22 protein-coding genes and 2 tRNA genes are annotated in these 23152 nt (G+C 66.2%); 5 read left to right on the forward strand and 19 right to left on the reverse strand.

Annotated elements, in window-relative coordinates:
- Window positions 1-12 precede the first annotated feature (12 nt).
- On the reverse strand, window positions 13-1164 hold the full coding sequence (locus ABD301_RS14255) for an acyl-CoA dehydrogenase family protein (protein WP_344310578.1): 1152 nt from the start codon (window positions 1162-1164) through the stop codon (window positions 13-15).
- A gap of 68 nt (window positions 1165-1232) precedes the next feature.
- Window positions 1233-2237, reverse strand: coding sequence for a DUF5937 family protein (locus ABD301_RS14260; protein ID WP_344310580.1), 1005 nt, complete (start codon window positions 2235-2237; stop codon window positions 1233-1235).
- A gap of 72 nt (window positions 2238-2309) precedes the next feature.
- Here ABD301_RS14260 and ABD301_RS14265 point away from each other — a divergent pair, with 72 nt between their 5' ends.
- Together ABD301_RS14265 and ABD301_RS14270 are read left to right on the forward strand one after the other, a co-directional pair.
- On the forward strand, window positions 2310-3593 hold the full coding sequence (locus ABD301_RS14265; RefSeq protein WP_163568211.1) for an MDR family MFS transporter: 1284 nt from the start codon (window positions 2310-2312) through the stop codon (window positions 3591-3593).
- A gap of 86 nt (window positions 3594-3679) precedes the next feature.
- Window positions 3680-3805 carry a hypothetical protein gene (locus ABD301_RS14270; protein ID WP_279580146.1) on the forward strand — a complete coding sequence of 42 codons (126 nt, stop codon included), beginning with the start codon at window positions 3680-3682 and terminating at the stop codon, window positions 3803-3805.
- Here the strand turns inward: ABD301_RS14270 and ABD301_RS14275 are convergent.
- From ABD301_RS14275 to ABD301_RS14290, 4 genes are all read right to left on the reverse strand, one after another.
- A complete protein-coding gene (locus ABD301_RS14275) occupies window positions 3802-4050 on the reverse strand; it encodes a hypothetical protein (RefSeq protein ID WP_163568210.1) in 249 nt (82 codons plus the stop codon). The genes ABD301_RS14270 and ABD301_RS14275 overlap by 4 nt on opposite strands.
- A gap of 13 nt (window positions 4051-4063) precedes the next feature.
- Window positions 4064-5734: a sodium:solute symporter family protein gene (locus ABD301_RS14280; RefSeq protein ID WP_344311130.1), complete on the reverse strand. Its 1671-nt coding sequence runs from the start codon at window positions 5732-5734 to the stop codon at window positions 4064-4066.
- A gap of 154 nt (window positions 5735-5888) precedes the next feature.
- On the reverse strand, window positions 5889-7196 hold the full coding sequence (locus ABD301_RS14285; RefSeq protein ID WP_344310585.1) for an ATP-binding protein: 1308 nt from the start codon (window positions 7194-7196) through the stop codon (window positions 5889-5891).
- Between the two features lie 18 nt (window positions 7197-7214).
- Complete coding sequence (locus ABD301_RS14290; protein WP_344310587.1) at window positions 7215-7814, reverse strand: TetR/AcrR family transcriptional regulator; 600 nt, start codon at window positions 7812-7814, stop codon at window positions 7215-7217.
- A 67-nt stretch (window positions 7815-7881) separates the two neighbouring features.
- Between ABD301_RS14290 and ABD301_RS14295 the strand changes: the two genes are divergently transcribed.
- Window positions 7882-8016 (forward strand): hypothetical protein, encoded by a 135-nt coding sequence (locus ABD301_RS14295; protein WP_344310589.1) that lies wholly within the window; start codon window positions 7882-7884, stop codon window positions 8014-8016.
- A gap of 116 nt (window positions 8017-8132) precedes the next feature.
- Here ABD301_RS14295 and ABD301_RS14300 read toward each other — a convergent pair whose 3' ends face one another.
- Window positions 8133-9668 carry a class I adenylate-forming enzyme family protein gene (locus tag ABD301_RS14300; protein ID WP_163568206.1) on the reverse strand — a complete coding sequence of 512 codons (1536 nt, stop codon included), beginning with the start codon at window positions 9666-9668 and terminating at the stop codon, window positions 8133-8135.
- Window positions 9669-9767: 99 nt separating this feature from the next.
- Here ABD301_RS14300 and ABD301_RS14305 point away from each other — a divergent pair, with 99 nt between their 5' ends.
- Window positions 9768-10730: a R2-like ligand-binding oxidase gene (locus tag ABD301_RS14305; protein WP_163568205.1), complete on the forward strand. Its 963-nt coding sequence runs from the start codon at window positions 9768-9770 to the stop codon at window positions 10728-10730.
- A 126-nt stretch (window positions 10731-10856) separates the two neighbouring features.
- A complete protein-coding gene (locus tag ABD301_RS14310) occupies window positions 10857-11438 on the forward strand; it encodes a hypothetical protein (RefSeq protein ID WP_279580143.1) in 582 nt (193 codons plus the stop codon).
- 99 nt (window positions 11439-11537) lie between these two features.
- Here ABD301_RS14310 and ABD301_RS14315 read toward each other — a convergent pair.
- From ABD301_RS14315 to dnaN, 12 genes are all read right to left on the reverse strand, one after another.
- Window positions 11538-11613, reverse strand: a tRNA-Ala gene (locus tag ABD301_RS14315).
- Between the two features lie 119 nt (window positions 11614-11732).
- Window positions 11733-11864 (reverse strand): DLW-39 family protein, encoded by a 132-nt coding sequence (locus ABD301_RS14320; protein ID WP_279580142.1) that lies wholly within the window; start codon window positions 11862-11864, stop codon window positions 11733-11735.
- Window positions 11865-11895: 31 nt separating this feature from the next.
- Window positions 11896-11969: transfer RNA gene (locus ABD301_RS14325), tRNA-Ile, on the reverse strand.
- Between the two features lie 99 nt (window positions 11970-12068).
- Window positions 12069-13043, reverse strand: coding sequence for a DUF3566 domain-containing protein (locus ABD301_RS14330; protein ID WP_344310592.1), 975 nt, complete (start codon window positions 13041-13043; stop codon window positions 12069-12071).
- 4 nt (window positions 13044-13047) lie between these two features.
- Window positions 13048-15558, reverse strand: coding sequence for a DNA gyrase subunit A (gene gyrA / locus ABD301_RS14335; protein WP_344310594.1), 2511 nt, complete (start codon window positions 15556-15558; stop codon window positions 13048-13050).
- Window positions 15559-15740: 182 nt separating this feature from the next.
- A complete protein-coding gene (gene gyrB / locus ABD301_RS14340) occupies window positions 15741-17693 on the reverse strand; it encodes a DNA topoisomerase (ATP-hydrolyzing) subunit B (protein WP_344310596.1) in 1953 nt (650 codons plus the stop codon).
- Between the two features lie 389 nt (window positions 17694-18082).
- Window positions 18083-18517: a type II toxin-antitoxin system VapC family toxin gene (locus ABD301_RS14345; protein WP_279580139.1), complete on the reverse strand. Its 435-nt coding sequence runs from the start codon at window positions 18515-18517 to the stop codon at window positions 18083-18085.
- Window positions 18499-18921 carry a hypothetical protein gene (locus ABD301_RS14350; protein ID WP_344310599.1) on the reverse strand — a complete coding sequence of 141 codons (423 nt, stop codon included), beginning with the start codon at window positions 18919-18921 and terminating at the stop codon, window positions 18499-18501. Before ABD301_RS14350 ends, ABD301_RS14345 begins: the two co-directional genes overlap by 19 nt.
- Before the next feature lie 98 nt (window positions 18922-19019).
- The gene (locus tag ABD301_RS14355; RefSeq protein ID WP_344310601.1) at window positions 19020-19601 is read right to left on the reverse strand and encodes a DciA family protein; all 582 of its coding nucleotides are present in this window, start codon (window positions 19599-19601) and stop codon (window positions 19020-19022) included.
- Window positions 19591-20730 carry a DNA replication/repair protein RecF gene (gene recF / locus ABD301_RS14360; protein WP_344310603.1) on the reverse strand — a complete coding sequence of 380 codons (1140 nt, stop codon included), beginning with the start codon at window positions 20728-20730 and terminating at the stop codon, window positions 19591-19593. The genes ABD301_RS14355 and recF overlap by 11 nt, the downstream gene beginning before the upstream one ends.
- 60 nt (window positions 20731-20790) lie before the next feature.
- Window positions 20791-21723, reverse strand: coding sequence for a phosphogluconate dehydrogenase (NAD(+)-dependent, decarboxylating) (gene gnd, locus ABD301_RS14365; RefSeq protein WP_344311131.1), 933 nt, complete (start codon window positions 21721-21723; stop codon window positions 20791-20793).
- A gap of 40 nt (window positions 21724-21763) precedes the next feature.
- Window positions 21764-22891, reverse strand: coding sequence for a DNA polymerase III subunit beta (dnaN, locus tag ABD301_RS14370; RefSeq protein WP_163568203.1), 1128 nt, complete (start codon window positions 22889-22891; stop codon window positions 21764-21766).
- Between the last annotated feature and the right edge of the window lie 261 nt (window positions 22892-23152).

Consider the following 23152-nt stretch of genomic DNA (forward strand, 5'->3'; position numbering starts at 1 on the left):
CGCGGGGAAACGCTACAGACCCAGTGACCTGGCAATCAGCATCCGCTGCACCTCGGACGTGCCTTCGCCAATTTCCAGGATCTTGGAGTCACGCCACATCCGGGACACCGGGTATTCGTTCATGAAGCCATAGCCGCCGTGGATCTGCGTCGCGTCCCGCGCGTTGTCCACCGCGATCGTGGAGCTGTAGAGCTTCGCGATCGCCGCTTCTCGCTTGAAATCCTGGCCGGCGAGAAGTCGCTGGGCGGCGTCGTAATAGGCGGTACGGGCGACGTGTGCGCGCGTCTGCATGTCGGCGATTTTGAAGGCGATGGACTGGTATTTCGCGATCGGCTGGCCGAATGCGCTGCGCTCCTGCGCGTACTTCACGCATTCGTCGACGCAGCCCTGAGCCAGGCCAACGCCAAGCGCCGAAATCGCGATCCGGCCTTCGTCGAGGGTCTGCAGGAACTGCGCGTATCCGCGGCCGCGCTCGCCGAGCAGGTTGTCCGCTGGCACCCGTACGTCATCGAAAGAAAGCGCGTGGGTGTCCGAGCAGTTCCAGCCGACCTTGGAGTATTTCGGCGCCACCGTCAGGCCAGCCGTGCCGGCCGGCACGATGATCGCGGAGATTTCCTTGCCGCCGTTGGCTTTCTGCCCAGTCACCGCGGTCACCGTGATGATGCTGGTGATGTCCGTGCCGGAGTTGGTGATGAAGGCCTTCGACCCGTTGATGACCCACTGGTCACCGTCGAGCCGGGCGGTGGTCCGGGTGGCGCCGGCGTCCGACCCACCGTCGGGCTCGGTGAGGCCGAAGGCGCCGACCGTACGCCCAGCCACCAGGTCGGGCAGCCACTGTTTCTTCTGCGCGTCGGTACCAAAACGCATCAGCGGCACCGAGCCGAGACCGACCGCCGCCTCCAGCGTCGCGGCCACCGACGAGTCGATCCGGGCGATCTCCTCGATGGCGAGGCAGAACGCCAGGTAGTCGCCACCCTGGCCGCCCCACTCCTCACCGAAGGGCAGCCCGAAAATCCCCAGCTCGCCAAGCTGGGCGACGATCTCGTACGGGAACTCCTCCTTCACGTAGAGATCGCCGATCTGCGGCGCGATCACCTCGGTGGCGAACCGGCGGACCATCGCGGTCAGCGCCTGATGCTCCTCAGACAGCCCGTACTCAGACATCGCCACTCCCGGTCCACGCATCGAATGCCTTAACGATCGTTAAGGGTATCCGATGCAAGGCTCCACGACTAGGAGGCACTGGCTACCAAAGCGTCGGCGGTGGGCGTACGCATGTGAATGGCGCCCCGGCCGCGCCGGTCGGTGGTGACCAGGCCGGCGCCACGCAACACTCCGAGGTGCTGGGAAACGGCCGCCGGAGTGACCTCGAGCCGACGGGCCAGGTCGCCGGTCGAGGTCGGCCCGGCCAGCGCCACCACCAGGTTCGCGCGGGTCTCGCCGAGCAGCCGGGACAAGCCGTTCGGCGCCACTTTCCCGGTCTCCCAGAGCGTCGCGACCCCGCGCGGCGGATAGATCAGCGTCGGCTGCCAGGGCGGCGGCATGATCATCGCGCTCGGCCACGCCATCGCGCTGGGCACCAACACCAGCCCGCGGCCGGCCAGCTCGATGGAGTTCTGGTATTTCTTCTCGATCCGCAACACGTTGCCGGCCCACTCGATCTGGGAGTGCAGGTCCGCGAACAACAGGGTCGGGCCACCGCGGGCGAGCCGGCCGGTCCGGTACGACAGGTCCGCGTCGAGCAGCGTCCGGATCCGCGGCCAGTGTTCGGCCAACACCAGGTCCCAGTACGTGCGCAAAGTGCCAACGAGGTGCCGCAGAGTCCGCTGCGGATGGTCGTAGAAGGCACCGACCCGCTCTCCCATCCCGGCCCGGGACCTGCACTGCAACGGGGCGACGCCGACCGGCCGCAGGTCAGCGCGGATCACCGCGCTCGGGGTCTCCAGGACGGCCGCCAGCTCGTCTTGCAAGTTCGGCAGCGGAGTGGTCGGCGGCGGAGTGAGAAAGTCCGGGATATAGCCGTTCGCCGGCACCAGCGTGCGCATCAGTTCCAGGTCCGGTGACCCGGCCAGCTCGCTGTCCGCGATGAGTCGACGGGCGTGGGTGATCCAGGGTGCGTGCAGCGCGTGCCGGGCTGGCGTGTTCAGCACCCGGAAACTCGCGACCAGCTCCCATAACGGCGAATATGCGAACCGCAGCTGGGAAAGATCGGGCACGGTGAATACCAGCTCGAGCATCGGCGGACCTCCAACCATTAAGCGTACGCTAAACAGTTGGTAGAAGTGGACCTTGCTCGCGAGGCTTCAGGGGTGACTCAACTCGAACCCCGCGAGCAGGTGCCGGCGGTGACCCAGCGGACCAGCGACAGCCGGCTGCGGCAGGTCTTCACCAACGCGTACGGCGGCCTGCCGCGGGCCTTCTGGGTGCAGTGGGTGGGCGTGCTGGTCAACCGGCTCGGCACCTTCGTGGAGCCGTTCCTCGCGCTTTACCTGACGACCGCGCGTGGCCTCAGCATCGGCCAGACCGGCCTGATCCTGGCCATCCACGGCGCGGGCTGCCTGGTCGGCCCGGTGCTGGGAGGTTTCCTCGCGGACCGGCTCAGCCGGCGGGTCGCGCTGGCCGGCTCGATGGTCGCCGCCGCACTCGCGATGGTCGGGCTCGGTCTCGCGACGACTCCGGTCGCGATCACCGCCGCCGGTTTCGTGGTGGGCCTGACCGCCGACCTCTACCGACCGGCATCCGGCGCGATGGTGGCGGACCTGGTGCCGCTGGCGCACCGATCTCGCGCGTACGGCCTGCTGTTCTGGGCGATCAACCTCGGCTTCGCGATCGCCGCGGTGGGCGGCGGTTGGCTGGCCGAGCGCGGCTATGGCCTGCTCTTCGGGCTGGACGCGGCCACCTGCCTGGTCTTCGGCCTGCTGATCTTCTTCCTGGTCCGCACCCCGGAGCAGCCTCGAGCGCGGACCGACGAGCCGGCGGTGGGCTACCGCAGCGCCCTACGCGACCCGCTGGTGGTGGCCCTGATCGCGCTGACCGTCCTTTACTCGACGATCTACACGCAGGCGTACGTCACGCTGCCGCTGAGCATGCACATGCACGGCTTGTCGGCGGCCCAGTTCGGCGCCGCGATCGCCCTGAACGGCGTGGTCATCGTGTTGATCCAGCCGTTCGCGGCGGTCTGGTTCCAGCGGTTCCAGCCGCTGCACGTGCTGGCAGTCTCCGGGCTGGTGGTCGGGATCGGCTTCGGGCTGACCGCGTTCGCGCAGTCGCAGTGGGCGTACGCCGGCACCGTGGTGGTCTGGACGCTCGGCGAGATCGGGATGGCCGGCTATGCCCAGTCGCTGGTCTCCGAGCTGGCCCCACCGGCCGCCCGCGGCCGCTACCAGGCGCTGTTCACCCTCGGCTTCAGCTCGTCGATGATCCTCGCGCCGGTCGCCGGCACCACCCTGCTCGCCACCGTCGGCCCAGCTGGCCCATGGATCGGTTGCGTGGTTGGTGGGGTGGTGCTCTTCGTCGGTCATCTGATGCTCTCCGGACCGGTCAACCGTCGGCGGGAAGCCGCGAACAGCCGGACTGTGACCACCACCGCGTGATGGCACTCATAGTCATGACGGAAACACACGACGCCCGCCAAACGATTTAACTAGTGAAGACATCGAATTTGAGGAGAGTTCACCACATGCGTCGCCAGCTGATCCGGGCCGCCGCCGTCACTCGGAGCATCGGCCGCCGGTTCGACCACTGGACCCTGCACCACTACAACCCGCAGCCCCCGCTGCGGGTCTCCCTCTGGAACCGCGACTAGTCGTTCGAATCCGCACTGAGTGGTCGAAGCCACGCCCACAGCAGGAAAAGTCCGGCCAATACGAGCATCGAGATCCCGAGCCAGAGATTGATGCGGATGCCCTGCGCCTTGCTCAGCGCGGCTGAGCCGTCCAGGGCACCCACAATCACCAGAATCACGCCGTAGACGGTGAACAGCGCGCCGATCAAATAGCGCAGGTCGAAAAGCCTGTGAGGCTTGGCCTGCTGCTCGTCCTTCTCCGCCATCAGAACCACTCCCCTACAAGAAGAACAGAGTTAGGGCGATCGTCAACCCGAGTGCGGAGAAGCCCAGCAGCCGGGGCGACTCCCACCATTTGGGGGTTCGCTCGGCAGCCGCAGCAGCATCCGCCTCGGCGTCCGGAAGTCCCCAGACGAGCCCGCGCAACTCGGCGTCGGGCTTGGACTTGGTCACCATCGTCACCGCCACCGTGACCACCGCGTCGACCACGAAAGCGGCGATCGCGCCGTAGAAGTTCTGCGACTGGGTCGACTCGATCACGATCAGCGGTTTCCCACCGAAAAACCCGGTGAGGCAGAAATGCGCGACCGCGGCTCCGGCCGTACCGCTGACCAGGCCCCAAAAACCGGCCCATGGCGTCGTACGCTTCCAGAACAGCGCGATCAGGAACGTGGCGAACAGCGGCGCGTTGAAGAACGAGAACAACAACTGGATGTAGTTCATGATGTTGTTGAAACCAGCGGCGATAAAGGCCGTACCGACGCCGATCACCACCCCGGCCACGGTGGCCAGCCGGCCGATATTCAGGTAGTAGCGGTCCGGCCGGTCCTTGGCGAAGTAACGCTGCCACAGGTCGTACGTGAAAACTGTGTTGAACGAGCTGACATTCGCCGCCATGCCGGCCATGAAAGAGGCCATCAGGCCGGTCAACGCGATGCCGAGCACCCCGTTGGGCAGCAGTTTTCCCATCAGCGAAGGAATGACGTAGTTGTAGTCGGCACCGGCCTTCTGCAGGCTCGGCACCAGGACCAGCGCCAGCAGGCCAGGGATGATCGTCAGTGCCGGAATGAAGATCTTCGGGAAGGCACCGATCAGCGGCGTACGCTGTGCGGCGGACAGGTTCTTGGCCGACAGGGCCCGCTGCACCTCGGAGAAGTTCGTGGTCCAGTAACCAAAAGACAGCACGAACCCGAGACCGAAGACAATACCGATCCAGTCGCCGAGCGGATTGGTCGGATGCCCGACCGCGGTGCCGGCCCACTGGGTGAAGGCGGCGCCGCCGAGGGTGGTGCCGTGGGTGACCTTGTCGACCAACCCGTTCCACCCGCCGACCGCGACCAGGCCGACGATCACGATCGGAATCAGCCCGGCGATGATCACGAAGAACTGCAGGACCTCGGTGTAGATCGCGCCGGACAGACCACCGAGGGTGATGTACGCCAGCACGAAAGCCGCCGACACCAGGATCGCGATCCACAACGGCCAGCCAAGCAGGCTCTGGATGACGATGCCCAACGCATAGAGGTTGACGCCGGCGGTCAGCAGCATGCCGACCGCGAACGACAGCGCGTTGAAGAAGTGCGTCGGCCGGTTGAACCTGCGGAGCAGGAACTCCGGCACGGTGTGCACCCGGCTCTTGTAATAGAACGGCATCATGACCAGGCCCAGAAACACCATCGCCGGGACCGCGCCGATCCAGTAGAAATGCACCGTCGCCACGCCGTACTGAGCGCCGTTGGCCGCCATCCCAAGGATCTCGGTGGCACCCAGGTTCGCCGAGATGAACGCCAAACCCGTCACCCACGCCGGCAGCGACCGGCCGGACAGGAAGAAATCCTCGCTGGTGGTGATCGCCCGCCGGGCCAACAGCCCGATCGCGAGCACCACCAGGAAGTAGATCGCGAGGATTCCGTAGTCAAGACCGTTGACGCTGAGGCGGTCCACCGCCAGGCCGGTCACCGAGTCATCACCGTGTCACCAATGTGGCCCATGCCCCACCCCATTCCAGAGGGAACTTACGGACTTCAACCTTGGCAACCCTAATGCCCGTTAGCGGTTGGTACGACCTGATGCGTCGGTACTTATGCGAGGCTTACGCGAGCCCTTACGCAAGCAGAGTGGTGTCGTACCGGCCCAGCACGAACCGCTCGTTCTCCAGCAGCCGGGCGAAGAACGGGCCGGTGTGCCGCGGCCCGGTCAGCCGGAAGCCGCCGATCGCGGCCCGCGCCCGTACGATCGCGCTGGCCCGGTCGGCGCCGAGCGCGGAAATCGTGCCGATGGTTGTGTCGTCCGCGCTGATCACGCTGCCCGGCGCATAGCCGGCGTCCACCCGCACGCCGTCACCGCGAGGTGCCGTCCAGTCCGCGATCGGCCCCGGCTCTGGCGAGAACCGGCGCGGGTCCTCAGCTAGTACGCGCATGCCAATCGCGTGCCCAAGCGGCGCGAGGCCGCCCAGATCGAAGCCGGGCAGGTGGCCGGCGGCGACCCGCAGCTGCGCCTCCACCAGGTCAATGCCGAACACCTGCTCGGTGACCGGATGGAAGCCCGTCAGGTGCGGAGTGAGCTCGCACAGGAAGAACTCGTCGCCGGTCAGCAGGAACTCAGCCGTACCCACCCCCCGGAAGCCGACTGCCTCGGCGGCCCAGAGGCCAGCCGCAGTGATCTCTTCCCGTACGACCGGACGCAGCCCGGGCGCCGGACTCTCCGCGAACACGGGCGAGAACCGCCGCTGCACCGAGCAGTCGCGTTCGCCGAGTGCGACCACCGCGCCGTCGGCGAGGCCCAACACCTGCACCTCGATGCTGCGGACCCGCGGGTAGTGCCGCTGCACCAGGATCCGCTCGTCGCCGGCCGGCAGATGGGCACGCACCCGTTCGTACGCGCGCACCAGGTCCGCGGGCTTCTCGCTGACCGCGATCCCGACCCCGTTGCGTCCGGCGACCGCCTTCAGGATCACCGGATAACCGATCTGCTCGGCACCGGCGGCGGCATCCTCCACAGTGGACACCGGACCGACACTTTCCGGTGTCGGCACGCCAACATCGCGTACGAGCTGACTCAGCCGCACCTTGTCGCGGGTACAGGCGAGGGTGCCCGGCGACGGTCCGATCCAGATGTGGCCGGCCGCGATCACCGCCGCGGCCGCGTCCGGGTCGCCGGCCAGCGCCGAGCCACCAGGGTGAACAGCGTCGACGTCGTGGCGCCTGGCGATCTCCAGAATCTGCGCGATTTCGCTGTACGCGCTGGGTTTCTCGCCCTTGAGTTGCTCGGCGTGATGGGCCTCGGAGACGAACGGCCGGCCGCGGTCGGCACCGATGTGCACCGCGAAGGTGCGGATGCCCAGGCGCCGCGCGGTCCTGATGACCCGGCTGGCGAGGGCTCCGCGATCAGCGATCAGTACCGACCCGTACATGTGTGGTCAGCCTAGCCGTTAACCATGTAAAGCCCGGTGAACCATGTCGCGCAACACCGTGGCGACCTGGTCGCGCTGCAAATGTGAGCGCAGGAACGGTGTGGAGTTCATCAACCCGAACGCGGCCTGCGCTCGTACCCGAGCGGACTCCACGTCGAGCCCCGGGTTCAGCCGGATGAGCACGTCCACCCACTGCTCGACATATTCGCGCTGGGATTTGCGGACGATCCGGCGGGAGTCGTCCGGCAGTCGGTCCAGCTCACCGAAATGCAGCCGGATCACCGCCGGCCGGTCCAGCGCGAAGTTCACGTGGAACTCCACCAACGCGGCCAGTTGTTCGGCGGCGTCCTGATGGGCGGCCAGCCGGGCCCGGCCACCGTCCCGGAGCCCCTCGCTGACGGGAATGAGCGCGGCCGAGAGCATCGCCTCTTTACCCGCGAAGTGGTGGTAGAGCGCCGGCCCGGTGACACCTGCCGCGCTGCCGATATCGTCCATCCCGACGCCGTGATAGCCGCGGGTCGCGAACAGCTCGAGGGCGATCTCCAGGATCTGCTCTTTGCGGCTGGGTTTGCGTTGCCCGACCCGCACGGCCGCGTCGTCGGCTTTGTCGGCTGGCATGCGGACACCCTAACCGGACGGACAGCCAGTGCACGGCGACGTTGGTCACCGCCGGTACATTGGCCAGATGGCGATAAGACCCTGGCACGTCCTGTTGGTCGGCGGCGGCGGCCTCTGCTGCCTGCTGGTCATCGCGACGGTCGTGACAGTGGTGCTCGTGCTCAACAAGAAAAAGAACAACAACAACCCACCGGGAAACTGAGTGAAATGAGCGCTTCCTTGTTGCGTCTTCTGATCTACGGCGGATCGGTGCTCTGTTGCCTGGTGATCGTGGCAGCGATCGCCGGCGGCGTCTTTCTGCTCGTACGAAGGAAATAGTCAGCTTTCTCGGACCAGCTGGCGGAGTTTCTTGCGGTCCAGCTTGCCGACGCTGGTCAGCGGCACCTGGTCCACGATGTGGACTTGGCGCGGATACTTGCTGGCCGCCATCCGCTCCCGAGTGTGCTGGATCAGTTCCTCCTCGGTCGCGGTCGCGTCCGCGCGAAGGCTGACGAAGGCCACCACTTCCTCGCCGAGGCGCTCGTCCGGCCGGCCCACCGCCGCGGCCATCGCCACCGCCGGGTGGGTGACCAGCACGTCCTCGATGTCCCGCGGGTAGACGTTGAAGCCGCCCCGGATGATCAGGTCCTTCTTGCGGTCCACGATGTAGACATAGCCGTCGCTGTCCAGGTGGCCGATATCGCCGGTGTGCAGCCAGCCGTCCACGATCGCGGTCGCGGTGGCCTCCGGCGAGAGCCAGTAGCCGGTCATAATGCCGGGTGACCGCGCGCAGATCTCGCCGTCCTGCCCGACCGGCAGCTCCTTGCCTTCATCGTCCCGAATCGACACCTGGCAACCGGGCACCGGCAGCCCGACACTGCCGGGCTTGCGGCGGCCGTACGGGTTGGTGGAGATGATCGACGCCGACTCGGTGCAGCCGTACCCCTCCTGGACCTGCACCGACGGCACCCGCGCCTCGAACTGCTCGCGTACGGCCGCTGGCAGTGGCGCGGCGCCGGACGACACGGTCATCAGCGCGCTGAGGTCAGCGCTTTCCAGTGGCTGCGCCAGCAACATCTGGATCATGGACGGCACCAGCGCGGACCGATGCACCCGCTGGGTGCTCGCGAGGTCCAGCCAGCCAGCCGGGTCGAACCAGCGCATCAGCACCAGCTGGGACGGCTCGGTGGTGTGCATCCCGATGCAGGTCACCAGCAGTCCGTACGCGTGCGCCAACGGCAGCGGTACGAGTGTGCTGGTCGCGCCTTCGACGTCGGAGCTCTCATGGCCGGCCGAACCACACCAGAACAGGTTGCTGTGGGTAAGCGGCACGCCCTTGGACCGGCCGGTGGTGCCGCCGGTGAACAACAGCGCGGCCAGCTCGTCGTCGGCGCGGTCGACGATGTCGCCGGGCTCGCTGGCCTCCAGCTCCGCGTACGACACCACCGGCAGGCCACTGGGCTCGGCCGGTGGCAAGTCACCGACCACCGTGACGAACCGGACACAGGAGCCGGGCCGGACGGCCGCGGTCACCTTCGGCAGGAACTCCGGCGTGGTGATCACCGCGACGGCCTGCGAACTCTCCAGCGCGTATGCCAGCTCGTCCACGCTGACCAGGAAGATCAGTGGCGTGATGACCGCACCGGCACGCAACAGCGCCGAATAGCTGATCATCACCTCCGGGCAGTTCGCCATCAGGATGACCACCCGGTCGCCAGCCGACACCCCGCGGCCCTTCAGGCCGGCGGCCACTCGCGCGGCACGGTCCGCCATCGAGGCCTTCGTGTGCCAGCTGCCCTCGAAGAGCAGCGCGTCGTGATCACCCACCGCCTCAAGCTGCCGTTCGGCCTGCCGAGCCAGGTTGTGTCCTGCCATGCCGCCCTCACCCCTGTCTGGTCGTGACCCGCGCTCACCCTTTACAAAACATACCGACTTGTCAATGATGTGAGCCAGGTCATTCGTACAGGAGGATCCATGAGCGACCCTGCGGTACACCGGCAAGGCTTCCACGCCATCGCCCGCGGCGGGCTGAATTGGGACTCATTCCCGATGAGACTTTTCGTCAAGGGCAATGCGAAGTTCTGGAATCCGGCGGATATCGACTTCAGTCGGGAAAGAGCCGATTTCGACGGCCTCGACGAAATCCAACAGGCCAGCACGCTCAGCCTCGCCACCCTCTTCATCGCCGGCGAGGAGGCGGTGACCGAGGACATCCAGCCGTTCATGAAGGCGATGTCCGCGGAAGGCCGGCTGGCCGACGAGATGTATCTGACCCAGTTCTGCTTCGAAGAGGCCAAGCACACTGAGGTCTTTCGGCGCTGGCTGGACTCGGTCGGCGCGATGGACGACCTGCACACGTGGGTCGCCGACAACCCCGGCTACCGCAAGCTCTTCTACGAGGAGCTTCCGGAATGCCTACACGCACTGGACAGCGATCCCAGCCCACGCAACCAGGTCCGGGCCAGCGTCACGTACAACCACGTGATCGAGGGTTCGCTGGCGCTGACCGGCTACTGGCAGTGGAACCGGGTGTGTACGCAGTTCGGCATCTTCCCGGCCATGCGGGAGCTGATCAAGCGGATCGGCGACGACGAGCGCCGGCACATGGCCTGGGGCACCTTCACCTGCCGCCGCCACGTGGCCGCCGACGACAAGATGTGGGATGTCATCGGCGAGCGGTTCGCCGAACTGGTGCCGTACGCGATGCAGCTCATTCAGGCCGGCAACGACCGGTTCGAGGAGTCGCCGTTCGGGCTGGAGACCGACCAAATCATGAAGTATGCCGCCGACCGGGTGCAACGCCGGCTCGGCGCCATTGAGTCGGCGCGCGGCGCCCCACTCCAGCAAATTGACCTGGACGCGAGCCCGGAGGCGCTGGAGGACAAGTTCGGCGAGGAGGACGCCGCCGAGATCGCCGAGTTGGAGAGCGCGCGCTAACGAGGGCGCGGCTGCCTTGCTCTAGAACGGACAACCGTGGCCCAGGACGGCTGGTCGCGTTTTTTGTCAGTCGTCGCGGACACCATGACTGCACTGTCGAACGACGGTGAACTTAGGGAGGTCATGGTGCACATCAACTACTCCGACGAGTGTCAGATCGGCGACCTGACGTATGCGGTGCAGGCCGACAGCGACGAGGACGGGCTGGTCCGGCTGCGGCTGTGTGGCATTGACAGCGAAGGGGTGCTGACCGCCGAGGGCACCATGCTGGTGCCCACCTCGGCCCTCGTCGACGCCGGAAACGTCATCCGGCACACCCTGACCGGGCTCGGCCAGCTCGGGCCGGTCCGCCCGCGCGGCCGACTCAACCCGAGCGGTCCGACCAACAGCTACCAGCCGTGGACAAAAGACCAGGATGAGCAGCTGCTGGCGGCCTGGCTGGTCGAGCCGGAGACGGCGGCCGCGACCACTGTCATCGGAGTGCAGGCGCGGATGCATGGACGCAGTCGCAACAGCATCCGAGCCCGGCTGGCCCGGGTCGGCTGCGACCCGGACGTGCCCGGCCGGATGCTCGGCGGTGAACTCCCCGACGAACCGGGTGCCCCCGCTGTCCTTGACCTCGAGGATCTGGAGCTCGGCGGCTTGGCGTTCACGAGCACCAAGCCCGAGGACATGAACCCCAGGGGCACGGCGCAGGACAACGGGTGAGTCAGCCAGAGCGGGGCGCCCGCTGCGCGCCCCGCTCTCGGTCGCGGTCGCCTGTGTGAGCGACGGCTCACTGCCCGGGCTTTTCGTACGCGCCTGCCGTGGTGGAGATGAGGGGACTTGAACCCCTAACCCCTGCCTTGCAAAGGCAGTGCTCTGCCAATTGAGCTACATCCCCGGATCCCCCGAGTGACCGGTCAAAGCCAGCAAGGCGACCAGCGCAAAGATCGCGGGCCGCCATCGGGCACTTCATCTCGCATCGGCTCGCCGCACGAGCGGCGAGCCGGACCGGGACGACTAGCTGAGGTCGGTCTCCGGGGCGGTGGTGGCCTCATGCCAGAGGTCGCGCTCGTCGTTGGCGTCCTTGATCTTCTTCGCCACGAACGCGCCCAAGGCCAGCAGCGCCAGGATGATCAGAACCTTCTTCACGATCTGCTCCCTTTCACGGGGACTTGCGGAGTGGGGCTAGCTGGAATCGAACCAGCGACCTCATCGTTATCAGCGATGCGCTCTAACCGACTGAGCTATAGCCCCGCGGGCACGAAAAACGAGATTACCCTACGGTCGAGCGCGGCCTCGAAGCAGGATCCCTCTCAGCCGCGCCTTGCCCTTGCAATCCTACAAAACCGATGTCTAGTCGCGTTCAGCCAGGGTGATCTCAATGCCACCCACTAGATCGGCGCAGACGTTGTAGATGAACGAGCCGATGGTGGCCAGCGCGGAGAACAGCACCACGTTGATGAGACCGATCACGGCCGCACCACCGATCACCAGCTGCGGGCTGATCGAAAAGCTCGCACCGGAGGTGGAGTCGCCGGCAGTGAAGGTCTTGATCGTGCTGTTCACGTCGTCGAAGACGCCCATACTCCACAGCACCACGTAGAGCGCGGTGGTGGCGACGACGAAAACGATCAACAGCACACCGGAGACCGCCAGCGAGAACTTCAGCACCGACCACGGGTCAATCCGGCGCAACTGCAGCCGGGCTCGCCGCGGGCCACGCGCGGCCGCGGCCTGCATGGTGCTCTTCGCACTGCGGACCGCCCGGCCCAGTGGGTTGCTGGCGCCGACCGACGCGGTGCCGGTGGCGCCGGCTGGATCCGGGCCGTAGCTGGTGCCGATTGAACTGCTCGCGCCGGCCGACGGCGGGATCCCGTACGACGGCGCGTTCGGGTCGTTGAACCCGTAGTTGCCGGCGCCGGAGCTCGGCGCGTCGGTATCGGGCCGGTCGTCGTAACCGTCGCCATAGTTCGATGACCCGTACGACGACCCCGAGGAAGAGGTGGAGTCGCCACCGAGATAGCTGCTGCCGCCGGGACGCGAGCCGTTGCCGCCGAAGGCGGACGGCACGTTGATCGTCTGGGTGGCGGTGGACGGGACCGAGGCCCGGCCGGCTTCGCTGGAGGGAGCGTTCGAGTCGCTCGACGAACTGTTGCTGGGCGAGGTGCCGTTACTGCTGGCGCCGCTGGTTGGCGTGCTCACGGCCGTGTCGTCCTTGGTCTCGTCGGTCTGCGTTCCACTCGTGCCTATCTGCGAGCCGGCTGCCTTGCCGACGGCTGCCCGCCCGACCACCGGGTGGCCGCCCCCGCTCGGGGTTCCGTCGCTCATCGTCTCACCCGTCCTGTCCGTCCGCCTCGTCGGCGCTAGCATCCGGCTCGTCGGCGTTGCGCGCCACTGCGAGCAGGGTCACTCCGTCTGGCAGATCCATAAGCTTGACACCCTTCGTCTGCCTCTTTGACGACCGTACAGGCTCGACCGGGGTTCTGATGACTCCACCAGCAGAGGTGATGGCGAAGATCTCGTCATCAATATGGACGGCCAGGGCTGCCACCAGGTTGCCGCGACGTTCGTCATATTCGAAAGTCCGGACGCCCTTACCGCCCCGGTTGTGGGTCGGATACTCCTGCACCGGTGTCCGTTTCGCGTACCCGAAGGCGGTCGCTACCAGCAGTTCCATGCCTTCGCCCACCACCTCCATGGACAGCAGCTCGTCCTCTTCGTCGAACCGCATGCCGATGACACCCGAGGTGGCGCGCCCCATCGGGCGAAGTGACTCGTCCGACGCGCGGAACCGATTCGACTGACCCTGCGCACTGGTTAGCAACAGGTCGTCCTCAGACGAGATTAAGGCGGCACTGACCAGCTCGTCGTCATCCCGAAGATTGATCGCGATGAGTCCTCCCTGCCGAGCCGAGTCGAACAGGCTGAGCTCGCTCTTCTTGATCAGGCCTCGCTTGGTGGCCAGTACCAGGTACGGCGCGACCTCGTAATCCTTGATCTGCATAACCGACGCGATCTGCTCGTCCTGCTGGAAGGCGAGCATGTTCGCCACGTGCTGGCCACGGGCGTCCCGGTTGGCCTCGGGCAGCTCGTACGCCTTGGCCCGGTAAACCCGACCCTTGTTCGTGAAGAACAGGATCCAGTGGTGCGTCGAGCCAACGAAGAAGTGGCTGACAATGTCGTCCTGCTTGAGCTTGGCGCCGAGCACGCCCTTGCCGCCGCGACGCTGGGACCGGTAGAGGTCGACCTTCGTACGCTTGGCGTAGCCGGTCTGGCTGATGGTGACGACCACGTCCTCTTCCGGGATGAGGTCCTCGATCGAGCTGTCACCGTCGAACGGGATGATCCGGGTCCGCCGGTCGTCGCCGTTCTTCTCGACGATCTCGGCGAGCTCCTCGCCGATGATCTGGCGCTGCCGCTCCTCGCTGGCCAGGATCGCCTCGAGCTCGGCGATCTCGACCATGATCTGCTCGTACTCGTCGATGATCTTCTGCCGCTCCAGGGCGGCGAGACGGCGTAGCTGCATGTCCAGGATCGCGGTGGCCTGGATCTCGTCGATCTCCAGCAGCTGCATCAGGCCGCCGCGCGCGTCGTCGACGGTGGCGGACGCCCGGATCAGGGCGATCACCTCGTCCAACGCGTCCAGGGCCTTCAGGTAGCCGCGCAAGATGTGCGCGCGCTCTTCCTTCTTACGCAGCCGATAGCGAGTCCGCCGGACGATGACCTCGACCTGATGGGTGATCCACAGCCGGACCAGCTCGTCGAGCCGGAGCGTACGCGGCACCCCGTCCACGATCGCCAGGTTGTTGACGCCGAAGCTGTACTGCAACTGGGTGTGCTTGTAGAGGTTGTTCAGCACCACCTTGGCGACCGCGTCCCGCTTGAGCGTGATCACGATCCGCATGCCGATCCGGTCGCTGGACTCGTTCGCGATGTCCGCGATGCCGGTCAGCCGAGCGTCCTTGACCAGGCTGGCGATGTTCTCGATCAGGTTGTCGATGTTGACCTGATAGGGCAGCTCGGTGACCACCAGGATCTGCCTGCCGCGGCTGTCTTCCTCGGCCTCGATCACGGCGCGCATCCGGATCGAGCCGCGACCGGTCCGGAACGCGTCCGCGATGCCATTGGTGCCCACGATCAGGCCGGAGGTCGGGAAGTCCGGGCCCTTGATCCGCAGCATCAGCTGTGCGAGGGTCTCCTCGCTGTCCGCCTGCGGGTTCTGCAGCGCCCACTGGCAGCCGTCCGCGACCTCCCGCAGGTTGTGCGGCGGCATGTTGGTGGCCATGCCGACCGCGATCCCGGACGAACCGTTGACCAGCAGGTTCGGGAACCGAGCCGGCAGGATCGCCGGCTCCTGCGAGCGGCCATCGTAGTTCGGCCCGAAGTCGACGGTGTCCTCGTCGATCTCCCGCAGCAGCTCCATTGCGAGCGGGTCCATCCGGCACTCGGTGTACCGCATGGCGGCCGGCGGGTCGTTACCCTGCGAACCGAAGTTGCCCTGGCCGTCGATCAGTGGGTAGCGCAACGACCACGGCTGGGCCATCCGTACGAGCGCGTCGTAGATCGCCGTGTCACCATGCGGGTGATACTGGCCCATCACGTCGCCGACCACTCGTGAACACTTCGAGTAGCCGCGGTCCGGCCGGTAGCCGCCGTCGTACATCGCGTACAGGATCTTGCGATGCACCGGCTTGAGCCCGTCTCGCACATCCGGCAACGCCCGGCCGACGATGACCGACATCGCGTAGTCGATGTAGCTGCGCTGCATCTCCTGCTGGATGTCGACCAGCTCGATCCGGTCGCCCGCTGGGCTGTCCGGCGGCGTGGTCGGGGTTTCGGTCATCGGGCGGCCTTCCTGATCTGCACGCGGTGCGGCTGCGCTATCTGCGTACGGAGAGTGAGGGCGGTCGCCACAGTCAGCTCACAACTGCTGATCATGCTGCGAAAGACCGCCTTCCACTGTGGGTAATCCTGTGGAAACTGTGGATAATCTCGTTAAGACTCGTGATCAAAGCCACAAAATAACTAAACATCCAGAAAGCGGACATCTCTCGCATTCCGGGTAATGAAGAGACGACGAGACTCCACGTCCTCGCCCATCAGTACGCTGAACAACTCGTCAGCGGTGGCCGCGTCGTCCAACGTGACCTGCATCAGCAGCCGGTGCGCCGGGTCCATGGTGGTTTCCCACAGCTCCTTGGCGTTCATCTCGCCGAGACCTTTGTACCGCTGCACGCCGTCGTCCTTGGTGATCTTGCGACCCGCCTCGATGCCAGCGGCCATCATCGCGTCGCGCTCGCGGTCGGAGTAGACGTACTGCGGCTCGCTGCGCTGCCACTTGATCTTGTAGAGCGGCGGGCAGGCCAGAAACACGTTGCCCTCCTCGACCAGCGGCCGCATGAACCGGAACAGCAGGGTCAGCAGCAGCGTACGAATGTGCTGGCCGTCCACATCAGCGTCGGCCATCAGCACGATCTTGTGATAGCGCAGCTTGGAGAGGTCGAAGTCCTCGTGGATGCCGGTGCCCAGCGCGGTGATCAGCGACTGGACCTCGGTGTTCTTCAGAACCCGATCGATCCGTGCCTTCTCGACGTTGATGATCTTGCCGCGAATCGGCAGGATCGCCTGGAACATCGAGTCCCGGCCGGACTTGGCCGAACCGCCGGCGGAGTCACCCTCGACGATGTAGAGCTCGCTGCGGCTCGGGTCGGTGGACCGGCAGTCCGCCAGTTTTCCGGGCAGCCCACCAATTTCCAGCGCGCCCTTGCGGCGTACCAACTCGCGGGCCTTACGCGCGGCGATCCGGGCCTGCGCGGAGGACACCGACTTGGTGATGATGGTCTTGGCCTCGCCGGGATTGCGCTCCAGCCAGTCGGCCAGCCACTCGTTGGTGGTTTTCTGGACGAACGACTTCACCTCGGTGTTGCCGAGTTTTGTCTTGGTCTGGCCCTCGAACTGCGGCTCGGCGATCTTCACCGACACGATGGCGGCGAGGCCCTCGCGAATGTCGTCACCGGTGAGGTTGTCGTCTTTTTCCTTGAGGAGCTTCTTGTCTCGCGCATACCGGTTGATGACACCGGTGAGCGCGGCTCGGAAGCCCTCCTCGTGGGTGCCACCTTCCTGGGTGTTGATCGTGTTCGCGAAGGTGTGGAGGGACTCCGAATAGCCCTCGTTCCACTGCATCGCGACCTCGAGCTCCATCGCTTCGCCCTTGCCGCCGAAGGCGATCACGGACTGGTGGATGGCGCTCTTCGTACGGTTCAGGAAGCGGACGTAATCCTCGATGCCACCGGGGTAGTGGTATTCGACCGCGTTCGGCTCGTTCTTCTCGTTGTAGTGCTCGGGCCGCTCGTCCCGGAGCAGCATCGTGAGGCCACGGTTGAGAAAAGCCATTTCCTGCAGTCGGCGGGAAATCGTCTCGAAGCTGTATTCGACGGTCTCGAAAATCGAGGCGTCGGCCCAGAACGTGATCGTGGTGCCGTGCTCCTCAGTAGCCTCACCGCGGGCGATCGGGGCGGCTGGCTTCTGGTCCACGTACGGTTGGAACCAGCCGTAGCCGTCCTGCTTGACGAACACCTCGAGCCGCACGGACAGCGCGTTGACCACCGACACACCGACGCCGTGCAGACCACCTGAGACCGCATATGCCTTGCCGTCGAACTTGCCGCCGGCGTGCAACATGGTCAGCGCCATCTCCACGCCAGTCTTCTTGTGGACCGGATGGACGTCGACCGGGATGCCACGGCCGTTGTCGACTACCTTGACGCCACCATCGGCCAGCAGCACAACCTCAACGCGGTCGCAGTAGCCGGCCATGGCTTCGTCCACAGAGTTGTCCACAACCTCCTGCACCATGTGGTGCAGGCCGCGCTCACCAGTGGACCCGATGTACATGCCTGGACGTTTGCGGACTGCCTCGAGACCCTCGAGGACGGTGATGGAGTTTACGCCGTAGTCGTCGTTCTGCTTGTCGGCCACTGCAGACGTGCTCCTTCTATGGCGGCGCGGGATGCGCGATGCGGCGCGGCGGTAGAGTTAGTGCAGGTCCTCAACCCGTACGAACATCCAGACGGCATCCAGACGACACAGCCGCCGCCCGCAGCGAGTGCGCTGCGACGGTCGCCGAGCCGCCGGTCGCCGGCCCGCCGCCCTCATAGTGAGCGTGGCTGCGGCCGAATGAGGCACTCTTACGCCGATGTACTTCGTCTATCCTACCGCTCCGCCGGAGGATGACAGCGCATTGCCACCCCCTAATGTCCTCACAGCCGGCCGGAGCCCCCATCCGCGCATCCCCCCACGCGCCTTATGGCGTTCAGCAGCTCTCCGGAGGCTCGTAACGGTTGGGACACGTGTGACTTATATTCCGTTCAAATGCGTACGATCGCGACTTGGTGCTCTTTTGGGCAGTGTGGCTCCTCGACCAGTCGACTGAGGTCTTCCGGATCGCTGGTCAGCACGACGACCGGCCGTGACATCACCAGCGCCGTCGCCGCCACCACGGAGTCGACCGCGCAACGATGACCGGTGAGGCCGACCAGGCCGAGCAGTTCACCGGCCGCCCGGCCCAACGAGGCCGACACCGGCACGGTGATGATCCGTGACAGGACCCGATGCAGGGCCGCGTCACGTGCGCTGCCACGTAACACCTCGGCGAGGGTTATCGCGCTCACCACCACCTGCGCGCCACGAGCGACCGCGGAGTCGTGATAGGCCCGCGCCCGCTGATCCTTGGCGGCGAGTTTGCACAGACCATCGCTGTCAAGGACGAGGGTGCCGCCGATCGTCACTCGGCGTCTGGCCATGCGAGGCGCGCCTCCTCGAGATACTCAGCCGGCACCGGGCCGTCTTCGGACTCGAACAGGTCCGACAACTCGGCCAACAGGTCAAGCTCCAACTGGCGGGCGACCGCATCGGTCACATACTGCGAGAACTCGCCCTTGCCGAGCCGCTGTTGCAAGGCCATCGTGAGCTCCTCGGGTAGCGAAACACTGACCTTCCTGGCCCGACCAAGAGAGCGCTGAGCGACCGTCTCGGTGATGTCGCCGAGGTCCGTACTGAACAGGTTGCTCAAGTCGACCTCATACGCCGTGGCGCGGTGCGACTGTCGCATCGACGCCAACCGCCTGACCATGTCGATGACATCCCGGACATCTCGGCCGGGGTTGGCCGGGACAGGGCCGCTCAGATCGCTCGGAATCGTGACCATGGGGTGATGCTACCAGGGGTAGTAACGTGAGAGGTGGTCGGCCTCTCCCCGTTCCGCGGAACAGGTCGTGAAAGGAGCCGGTGGGCGCTGAGCCAGCCTCAGCCGTACGTGTCCCGGGGACCGCGGCCACGGACCGTACGGGGGCCCTTTTTCCAGGATGGGGCGGCCGGCCCGTGAATGGAGAGTTTGCTGACCACGCCGGCGCCTACTTCGGTGGCCAGGATGGCCAGCAGTCTTGGCGCCAGCAACCGCAACTGGGTGGCCCAGGCGGTCGACTCAGCCTGCAGCGTCAGCTGGCCTTGGTGCAGGCTGACCGGGGTGCAGTGCGCGGAAATGTCCGGTCCCACCACGCGGTCCCAGCTGCCCAGCACGCGCGCCTCGGCAGCCGGCCGTTCCCAGCCGCGATCGGCCACCATCCGGCGGATCAGCCGGCCAAACGGCTGCGGGTCGCGGGGATCCGGGCCCGAGCCGGTGTATCCCGAACGCCGTCCCGATTGGCGATTTGTCGATAAAGCGCTACGTCGCTTGTTCGACATTCCTGAGGACTTACCGCGCGCCGCCTCGAGCGCGGCGCGAGCCAGTTGCGGGCCGCTGGCCGATTGCTCGGCAGGGTCCGCCGGCGGTGCGGGGAGCAGCTCGGACTGCCCGTCGTCGGGCTCTTTCTGCTGGTCAGCGGACACGACGCACCTCTCCGGCGGCCACGTCGTAGCGGGCGCCCTGCAGGTTTTCCGGTACGTCGCCGGGCACCGCGGCCGTCACCAGCACCTGTTCGGCCGGCGCGACCAAGTCGGCGAGCCGGTCCCGTCGACCGCCGTCCAATTCGGCGAAAACATCGTCGAGGATCAGCATCGGCTGGCCGCCGTCACTGCAGAGCAGATCGTACGCGGCCAGCTTCAATGCCAGCGCGTACGACCAAGACTCGCCATGACTCGCATAACCCTTGGCCGGCAACTCGCCCAGCTGCAGGACCAAGTCGTCCCGATGCGGCCCGACCAGCGTAATCCCGCGTTCCACCTCGGACTGCCGGGCTCGGGCAAGGGCCGCCAACAGCCGGGCGATCAGCAAGTCCTTCTCCGGAGTGAGGTCCTCGACCCGCTCACCTTCGTCCAGGGCCGAGCATTTGTACGTCGTGGTGGCCGGCCCCGCCCCCATGCTGACCTGGTCATATCCCTTGACGACGAAGGGCTGCAGTGCGCTGACCAGCTCGAGCCGGCCGGCCAGCAGCTCGGCGCCGTGCACGGCCAGGTGGTTGTCCCAGACGTCGAGCGTTCGCAAATCCCCGGCCGATCCGGCCCGACGAGCCATCCCAGCGGTCTTGAGCAGCGCGTTCCGCTGTTTGAGCACCCGCTCGTAGTCGGCCCGAACGCCGGCATAACGGGGAGTGCGGGCGACCAGCAGCTCGTCGAGATACCGCCGCCGTTCGGACGGGTCACCTCGTACGAGCGAGAGGTCCTCGGGTGCGAACATCACCATCCGCAGAGCGCCGAGCACCTCTCGAGGCCGCACCTGTGTGCGGTTCAGTTTTGCGCGGTTGGCCCGGCCGGGCACGATCTCCAGCTCGGCGACCAGCTCGCGGTCGTCCCGTACGATCGCGGTCCGGATCACCGCGCAAGCCGCCCCCGACCGGATCATCGGCGCGTCCGTCCCCACCCGATGGCTGCCCAGGGTCGCGACGTAGCCGATGGCCTCCATCAGGTTGGTCTTGCCCTGTCCATTCGGTCCGACAAAGACACTCGGACCAGCGTCAATCGGCACTTCCGCGGTCGGGTAACTGCGGAAGTCGACCAGGCTCAGATGCCTCACCCGCACGAGCGCCGTGTCTCCTTAGTCCGACCGGGGTCAGCTTGGTTTCACGTGCAACATCGCGGCTTAGTCAGCCTTGACCGCGTGCCCACCGAACTGGTTCCGGAGCGCGGCAACTGCCTTCATGGCCGGCGAGTCGGGCTGCCGGGAGGAGAACCGAGCGAACAGCGCGGCCGAGATGACTGGCATCGGAACCGCGTTTTCGATGCCCTGCTCGACCGTCCAACGGCCCTCGCCGGAGTCATCCGCATAGCCCTTGATTTCGGACAGGTCGTCGTCCGACTCGAGCGCGCGCACCATCAGCTCAAGCAGCCACGATCGTACGACCGTGCCGCGGGACCACGCCTTGAAAATCGCGGCCACCTTGTCGTGGGTGACCGGCGAGGCCTCGAGGAGTTCGAAGCCTTCCGCGTACGCCTGCATAAGCCCGTACTCGATGCCGTTGTGCACCATCTTCGCGTAATGACCAGCGCCCACGCCGCCGGCGTGGACGAAGCCTTCCTCACGCGGACCTTCGGGACGCAACGCGTCAAAGATCGGCATCAGCTGCTCAACGATCTGCGGCGAACCGCCGGCCATCAGACCGTAGCCGAACTCCTGTCCCCAGACACCGCCGGAAACACCGCAGTCCGCGAAGTTGATCCCCTTCGCGGCAAGCTGCGTCGCGTGTTCGGTGTCACAGGTCCACTTCGAGTTGCCGCCGTCGATGACCGTGTCACCAGCCTCAAGCAGGTCGGCCAGCTCATCGATCACGCCGTCGGTGATCGCGCCCGCGGGCACCATCACCCAGACGGCCCGCGGCGCCTCGAGCTTGCCGACCAGGTCGGCCAGGCTCTCGGTGTCCGACACCTTGGGATCCCGGTCGTAGCCGACGACTTTGTGGCCGGCGGTCCGCAGCCGCTCGGCCATGTTGCCGCCCATCCGACCCAACCCGACCATGCCCAGCTGCATACGTCTCGCTCCCCTGGCTTCCGCGCCGGCTGGTGATCCGGCGCCGATTGACGATGGTGTGCCTGTGGCTGTGCGTTTAGGTGTCTGGTCAGCCGGTGAGGCGAACCGGCATCAACACGTAGCGGTAGTCGACCTTGTCCGAACCATTCTCGTCCGCACCGGTGATCACCGCAGGTTTCTGTGGCGCCGTGAACGACATCACCGCGGTATCCGACTCGATCGCGTTCAACCCGTCCAGCAGATACTGCGGGTTGAAGGCGACGGTCATCTCGTCGCCGTCGTAACTGGCACCGGTCGTCTCGGACGCTCGAGCGTCGTCGCTGCCACCGGCCTCCGCGATCAGCTCGTCCTTGGTGAAAGACAGCCGGATCGGGGTGTTGCGCTCGGCGACCAGTGCGACTCGCTTGATCACCTCGGTCAGCATCGCGGTGGGCACGGTTGCTCGAGCCGCGAAACTGTCCGGCAGCAGCGAGCGATACTTCACGAACTCGGCGTCCAACAGCCTGGTGGTGGAGCGGCGGCCCGCACCGGCGAAGCCGATGATGCCCTCGCCGGTCTCCGGCTGGGACAGCGCCAACTGCACTTCGTGCGCACCGGCCAACGCTTTCGCGGTGTCCGACAGCGTACGGGCGGGCACCAGCGCGGTGGTCGAAACGCCGGCCGAACCGGGGTGCCACGTCAGCTCTCGCACGGCCAGCCGGTAGCGGTCGGTGGCGGCAAGGGTGACCCGATCGCTCTCGAGCTCGAGGCGTACGCCCGTCAACATCGGCAGTGTGTCGTCCCGGCCAGCCGCGATGGCGACCTGGTGGACGGCATTGGCGAAGGTCGCGCCGTCCAGCGTGCCGGCAACGGTCGGCATGTTCGGCAGGCTGGGGTAGTCCTCAACCGGCATCGTCGGCAACGTGAACCGCGCACTGCCGCAGGTGATCTCGGCTCGAGCGCCATCCACGTTCACCTGGACGGGATGTGCCGGCAACGCACGGGTGATCTCGGCCAGCAACCGGCCGGACACCAGCACTTTGCCGGACTCCTCACCTTGCATGTCGATGCCGACCTGAGTGGACACCTCGTAGTCGAAGCCGGACACCAGCAACCTGTCCGCTTCGGAGGTCATCAGCACCCCGGCCAGGACGGGAACGGGCGGTCGGGCCGGCAGGCTCTTGGCTGTCCAAGCGACCGCGTCCGCGAGCGCCTCGCGCTCAACCCGGAATTTCATCGAGGCCCTCCTGCAGAAGCTGTTCGGTTCGTCAGTGTGCACGGCGGCGAAAACCTGTGATTCACCGGGACTGGTTCTCGGTGCGTTTTTGGGGTGCTCAGCCCAATTCTCGGCCGTTGTCCCCAGATCGGGCCGCACTGAAGGCTGTTGATGATTCCTCGATAGATAGATTTCGTCGACGTCTTCGCACCTGTGGAAACCGGGGACAACGGACGTACGGGCTGGTCAAATGCGAAGCGACCATGTGGACATCCGGTGGGG

The organism is Fodinicola feengrottensis (assembly GCF_039530045.1).
GTDB classification, from domain to species: Bacteria; Actinomycetota; Actinomycetes; order Mycobacteriales; family HKI-0501; genus Fodinicola; species Fodinicola feengrottensis.